This window comes from Waterburya sp. (assembly GCF_058530065.1).
In genome coordinates, this window is sequence record NZ_JBZNBU010000432.1 from 1 (window position 1) to 4,945 (window position 4,945).

6 protein-coding genes are annotated in these 4,945 nt (G+C 39.5%); 2 read left to right on the top strand and 4 right to left on the bottom strand.

Translation table 11 applies throughout. The features are described 5' to 3' along the window. Window positions 1–898: phytase (locus AC33VI_RS23245; protein WP_491784636.1), on the bottom strand; the 898-nt coding region annotated here is incomplete at its 3' end. 78 nt (window positions 899–976) lie between these two features. Next, window positions 977–1,510, bottom strand: coding sequence for a PadR family transcriptional regulator (locus AC33VI_RS23250; protein ID WP_491784637.1), 534 nt, complete (start codon window positions 1,508–1,510; stop codon window positions 977–979). A gap of 154 nt (window positions 1,511–1,664) precedes the next feature. On the opposite strand from AC33VI_RS23250, the gene AC33VI_RS23255 reads away from it, so the two are divergent. Beyond that, window positions 1,665–2,024, top strand: coding sequence for a four helix bundle protein (locus tag AC33VI_RS23255; RefSeq protein ID WP_491784638.1), 360 nt, complete (start codon window positions 1,665–1,667; stop codon window positions 2,022–2,024). Between the two features lie 23 nt (window positions 2,025–2,047). Further along, window positions 2,048–3,346 carry an efflux RND transporter periplasmic adaptor subunit gene (locus AC33VI_RS23260; RefSeq protein ID WP_491784639.1) on the top strand — a complete coding sequence of 433 codons (1,299 nt, stop codon included), beginning with the start codon at window positions 2,048–2,050 and terminating at the stop codon, window positions 3,344–3,346. A gap of 293 nt (window positions 3,347–3,639) precedes the next feature. Here the strand turns inward: AC33VI_RS23260 and AC33VI_RS23265 are convergent, their stop codons facing one another. Both AC33VI_RS23265 and AC33VI_RS23270 read right to left on the bottom strand, forming a co-directional pair. Next, entirely contained in the window at window positions 3,640–4,296 is a 657-nt protein-coding gene (locus AC33VI_RS23265; protein WP_491784640.1) for an NAD(P)H-dependent oxidoreductase, read from the bottom strand. A 46-nt stretch (window positions 4,297–4,342) separates the two neighbouring features. Next, window positions 4,343–4,945 (bottom strand): DUF1517 domain-containing protein (locus AC33VI_RS23270; RefSeq protein WP_491784641.1); only part of this gene is annotated, 603 nt, incomplete at its 5' end.

Below are 4,945 nucleotides of genomic sequence, written 5' to 3' on the forward strand. Positions count from 1 at the left end.
CAGACTGGTAATCTGTAACGCGATCGACAATGGTTAAATTTAGATCTTGAGTAGGATCGGCATTCATTTGCCAAATCCCGAAATCTTCTGGGGCTAAATAAAGTATTCCCGTTTCTCTGTCTACTACCATTCCTTCGATAAATGCTTTGTCTCGTTTTATACCTTCAGGGATAGGCAATTCCCAAGTACGAATTAACTTAGCCTCCACTTCCAAAGCATCTGCTGCGCCAAATCTTGGTTGTAATTCTAGTTGGGCAACTTTATTTCCGTCAGATTGAGAGACAAAGACATAAGCCTTACCATCTTCAGCATTAGTATAGGCAGTCAAACCATAGGCAGTAGCTTCCTCATCGTCTACCCCAAAGATCGATTTAGGAATAGAGGTAACATCTCGTAGGAGCTTTTCGCGAAACGCCCCTACACCATGATTGGGATCGATCGCAAAAATTGCAATCGTATCGTTTATCCTGTCAGATGCGATCGCTAGATCGACTTTTTCCTTTTCTCCTGCTATTTGAGATTGATACTCGACACCATAAGCAATATCCACATTGTTATATCTAATATCTTCTGGAGTAATGCTTTGAATCTCATTTCCTGCTAAATCGAAAACTCCCAAACCACCTTTTTTAAAAGTAGCAATGACAAAACTTTTAGCTGGATCTTGGGGATGGACATAAATAGCAGGATCGTCTGCATCAGAATTATCTTGCTTAAACATCTCTCCATCAGTCTCCGTAACGGGAGAAATAACAGGAAGCTCATTCATTCGATCTGAAGATGCCAACAATGGAATTGCTTGACGATCGAATGAATAATTATTAGCTAAAGATAAATCTGCCAAAGCCATACCCCAATCCAAAACAAAACTTAAACAATATACTGATAGCAAACTCATCAACTGACTAAAAACTAACAACTAAAAACTGTACAGGCGTTTCGCGCGATGCGTAGCGAGTCCTTTAGGGAAACGCCCCTACCCTTCAAATACAGCGATCGCTTCTTCGCACCATTTTACCCATTCCGTTTCGTAACGAATGCCTCGACGCAAGGTAAGATACATACATTTATCTTCAATCGATAAATCCGCAGGATTGGCAAAACATTCCTCTTCTTTTGCCCGACAAGCAGCCAGATTCTCCCTATGAATTTGATGGCGACGTTTTAAATCCGCCAGAATTACTTCAGGGGAAACCAAGTGGGCAGCCAAAGTCTTAACTAACACTTCTTCTCTAATTGCAGCAGGATCTGAAGGTTTGGCGATCCAGTCGCAGAGCATTTCTTTTCCCTCTTTAGTTATACGATACAGCTTTTTGTCAGGACGACCATCTTGAGGCACAATTTCAACGGCGATCGCACCTTGAGATTCGAGTTTGGTTAATTCCCTATATACCTGTTGTTGGCTGGCTTGCCAGTAGTGAGTCGTACATTCCGAAAATTGCTTCCACAGATCGTAACCGCTAAACGCGCTATCTCCTAAAGTTGCCAAGATTGAATGTGATAAAGCCATGTTTTTCAGAATTAAGGATAAACAAGAAATAACTACTTACTCAACAAATTGTATATGTGTTAAAGTTATATTCAACAAGTTGTATATAAATAAATTGTATACGAAATAACCGTTTTTAGTTATTAGTTTTTAGTTCTTAGTTCTTAGTTCAAAAATGCAAGACTTTACAAAATTGAAAGTTTGGCAGAAAGCTCATGAGTTTACAGTAAATCTGTATAAAATGACGGCTAACTTTCCGCCAGAAGAAAGATATGGCTTGACTAACCAAATAAGGCGTGCAGCTATTTCTATAGAATCAAATATATCAGAAGGTTGTGGGCGTAATAGCAATCGCGAGCTTTCCAGATTCTTGGATATAGCTCAAGGAAGTGCTTGTGAAGTTAAGTGCCAAATACTAATTGCTAAAGATTTAGGATATTTGGACTCAAATAAATCTCAGCTATTAGTAAATAAAATCAATGAGATTTCTAAAATGATTAGCTCTTTAAATAAAAAACTAATAACTAATAACTAATAACTAATAACTAGACAAAGAAGATGAATAAAGAGCAAATAACAGTCATCAAATGGCAATCTATTGCGATCGCCAGTCTGATTTTAGGATTGGGTTTTATTTTGGGACAAAAAACTCAGTCCGAAAAACCCAGTATTGCTCAACCTGTAGTCAGCCAGACTCAAGGAAATATACTACCAGTAAAAACTACTCAAGTAGAAGCAATAGCATCCTATCAAACAATTAAGACCTACACGGGGGAAGTTACCGCATCTCGTACTAGCGAAGTCGGTTTTGAGAGGGGAGGGAAATTGATTGCAGTCTTTGTGGATGAAGGCGATCGCATTTCACAGGGGATGGAGTTGGCAAAATTGGATACAGCTAACCTAGAAGCAGAGAAAAAGGCTTTAGTAGCACAAAAAGCTCAAGCTCAGGCAGTTTTAGCCGAATTACGCAACGGTTCTAGAGCGGAAACCATCGCCCAAGCCGAAGCATCAGTAAGAGATTTAGAACGACAGCTAGAATTAGAAGAAATTAAAAGAGATCGCCGTAAATATCTCTACGAAGAAGGTGCGATCGCCCTTGAACAATTAGATGAAATAGCTTTTAATAGCAAAGCATTAAAAGAAAGACTGGTAAACGCTAAAAGCAATTTAGAAGAACTAAGAAACGGTACGAGAATCGAACAAATTACCGCACAACAGGCAGTAGTAGATGGTTTTACGGCTCAGATCGATAATTTAGATATTACCATTGCCAAAAGCGTTTTAAAAGCTCCTTTTGATGGTACGGTAGCCCGTCGCGATCGCGATGAAGGTGCGGTAGTAGAAACGGGACAATCTATTTTGCGTTTAGTAGAAAACGTTAAGCCAGAAGTCAAGGTAGGTATCCCTACCAATCTGATATCTCAAATCCAAATAGGGAGCGATCGACAAATAGACATATCAGGAAATGAATATCGAGGTATTGTTAAAGCAATTTTACCCGAAGTAGACCCCCAAACCAGAACTCGCACGGTAGTTTTTACCCTTGCCGAAACCAATAGCAACAATGTATCACCAGGACAAATCGCTCGCCTGACGGTGAATCAAGATTCGACTGTGGATGGTTATTGGTTGCCGATAAATGCTTTAGTCAAAGGAGACAAGGGTTTGTGGTCTTGTTTTGCTGTAGTTAAAGGGAATAATAGTAATCTAAAAGTAGAACGCAGATATCTAGAACTATTAGAAACTAGGGAAGATCGAGTTTTAGTTAGAGGAACAATACAATCGGGGGATACTATTGTTATTGACGGCACTCATCGCTTAATTCCAGGGCAAATAGTATCTAATGTTACCCAGTAATATGTTCGTTATGACTGGGTAAAGGGGAAAGGGTAAAGGGAATAGAGAATAGAGTTGTCGGGAAATAAGAACCATTATTTTCTGAAACATCCTTACAACAATGATTTTGCCTTTTTTGTTGTTACAAAATTCAAAAGGCTGATAGATAAAGAGTTTTAGGCTATTTCAACGTTTATTTCCCAACAAGTCTAATATACAATTAATTTTACATAAGCAATTATTAGCTATGAAAAAAGTTAGTTGCCAGCTTAGTTATTACAACTAACAACTAACAACTAACAACTAACGACTAACTAATCAATATACTGAACGATTTGCTCGGTAGGATAGCGAACTTTGGGCTTATCGGCATATTTATCATCTTCAGCGCGATATCCCGCAGGGCATAAAACTACAGATTTATAACCTTTTTCTTCTAAGCCCAAAACCTCATCATACTTAGCAGGATTGAAACCTTCCATGGGCAAAGTATCGATTTCCATCATTGCCGCACAAGTCATGAAGAAGCCCAGAGCAATATAAGTTTGTTTGGTAGCCCATTGATTGACATCCAGGTTGGGGTTGCTCAAGAAACCCTTAACTATATTGGCAAAACCTTCTAGATTTTCAGCGGGTACTTGTTGTACCTCTGCCATTCTTTGAATATAGCGATCGACATCTCCATCATTAAGATCCTTATCGATCGCAAATACTACTAGATGGGAAGCATCAACTACGGGGGTTTGCCCCCAAGAATGTTCTAAAAGTTGTTGGCGTATTTCGGGGTTGCGAACTACAAAAAACTGCCAAGGTTGCAAACCAAAAGAAGAAGGAGACAAGACCAAACTTTGTTCTAAAGTTTTCCAGGTTTTATCATCAATTTTCTGGTTCGGATCGAATTTCTTAGTAGCATAACGCCACGTAAGCTGTTCGAGAGTTTGTTCTGGAGTTAAAGGTGCTTGAAGGCTCATAATCTGGAGATTAAATCTAAATACTTTTCCTCAGTTAGTATGACATCTAAACCAGTTTCAAATTAGGATAGTAAGCCAAAATATCATCAGAAGATAGGGTGTCGCCATCGGCTTGAGGAGTCCAAAGAACTTCCACTGCTAAAAGGCGATCGCTGCCCACGCTGCCAATTTGCTGTAGTGCTTGACGCATACTATCAGAGTCATTAATTTCAGGTAGTTTGAGATTGCCTGTTGCTCCCACAACAATTGTCGCGACAATATATTCGCCTTCTTCTTTCTGCTTGACTTCGATTTCTCCTGCTGGCTCGGAGTCTAAAGCTGCTTTGAGGGCTTTTTCTACAGCCTGTCTTTCTTCGCTTGTAATTACACTATCTACATTCGATAGAGTTTCTTCAGAAAATTTGCTGCGCTCGGTTAAAGATAGCTGATTAAACTTAGCTTCTGCCGAATCAATATCGGTTTTCAAAGAATTAGTCGCACCATATACCCAATATTCAGGGTGACGTAACAAAGCCAAAGTTGCCTCTTGTACTATAGTTGCTCTTCCCGATGCGCTGCTAGTATCCGCAGTTAAAGCCAAACGGTTTAATTCTGGCTGCAATTCTCTAGCATTGGCTAACAAGCCCACTTGTACTTGTGCCACAGAAAC

What these genes read in the sequence shown, in the direction of transcription:
- AC33VI_RS23250 (WP_491784637.1), bottom strand. Translation starts at nt 1,510, where the DNA reads ATGGCTTTATCACATTCAATCTTGGCAACTTTAGGAGATAGCGCGTTT.
- AC33VI_RS23255 (WP_491784638.1), top strand. Translation starts at nt 1,665, where the DNA reads ATGCAAGACTTTACAAAATTGAAAGTTTGGCAGAAAGCTCATGAGTTT.
- AC33VI_RS23260 (WP_491784639.1), top strand. Translation starts at nt 2,048, where the DNA reads ATGAATAAAGAGCAAATAACAGTCATCAAATGGCAATCTATTGCGATC.
- AC33VI_RS23265 (WP_491784640.1), bottom strand. Translation starts at nt 4,296, where the DNA reads ATGAGCCTTCAAGCACCTTTAACTCCAGAACAAACTCTCGAACAGCTT.